This window comes from Ruegeria sp. CG1 (assembly GCF_056537265.1).
Map to the genome: position 1 here is coordinate 1 of NZ_JBQFRF010000029.1, position 1177 is coordinate 1177.

A 1177-nucleotide genomic window follows, 5' to 3' on the forward strand; every position below is an offset into this window, starting at 1 on the left:
ATTACTCGATGATTTTCGAGACGACGCCGGCGCCGACGGTGCGGCCGCCTTCGCGGATCGCAAAGCGCAGGCCGTCTTCCATCGCGATCGGGGCGATCAGCTCGACGGTGAAGCCGACGTTGTCGCCGGGCATAACCATCTCGGTGCCAGCCGCCAGGGTCACGGTGCCGGTCACGTCAGTTGTACGGAAGTAGAACTGCGGACGGTAGTTCGCAAAGAACGGGGTGTGACGACCGCCTTCTTCCTTGGTCAGGATGTAGGCTTCGGCTTCGAACTTGGTGTGCGGTGTAACCGAACCCGGCTTACACAGAACCTGGCCACGCTCAACACCGTCACGGTCGATACCGCGCAGCAGGGCGCCGATGTTGTCGCCCGCTTCACCGCGATCCAGCAGCTTGCGGAACATTTCAACACCAGTACAGGTGGTTTTCTGAGTGTCACGGATGCCGACGATTTCGATCTCGTCGCCAACATTGATCACGCCACGCTCGACACGGCCGGTCACAACGGTACCACGGCCCGAGATCGAGAACACGTCTTCGACCGGCATCAGGAACGGCTTGTCGACTTCGCGCTCAGGGGTGTCGATGTAGTCATCAACAGCCGCCATCAGTTCCTTGATCTTCTCTTCGCCGATTTCCGGGTTGTTGCCTTCCATCGCGGCCAGAGCCGAACCTGCGATGATCGGAATATCGTCGCCGGGGTATTCGTAGCTGGACAGCAGTTCGCGGACTTCCATCTCAACCAGTTCCAGCAGCTCTTCGTCGTCAACCTGGTCAACTTTGTTCATGAACACGACCATCTTCGGGATGCCAACCTGGCGGCCCAGCAGGATGTGCTCGCGGGTCTGCGGCATCGGGCCGTCAGCTGCGTTCACAACCAGGATCGCGCCGTCCATCTGGGCGGCACCGGTGATCATGTTCTTGACGTAGTCGGCGTGGCCGGGGCAGTCGACGTGCGCATAGTGGCGGTTGTCGGTCTCGTACTCCACGTGGGCGGTCGAGATGGTGATGCCACGTGCTTTTTCTTCAGGCGCGCCGTCAATCTGGTCATACGCTTTGAAGTCACCGAAATACTTGGTGATTGCTGCGGTCAGCGTGGTCTTGCCGTGGTCAACGTGGCCAATCGTGCCGATGTTGACGTGCGGCTTATTACGCTCAAACTTTTCCTTTGCCAT

1 protein-coding gene is annotated in these 1177 nt (G+C 59.4%); it reads right to left on the reverse strand.

Features of this window, described 5'->3' with window-relative positions; all coding sequences use genetic code 11:
• Position 1: 1 nt before the first annotated feature.
• A partial coding sequence (gene tuf / locus ACR0AU_RS21950) for an elongation factor Tu (protein WP_010441214.1) occupies positions 2–1177 on the reverse strand: 1176 nt, incomplete at its 5' end.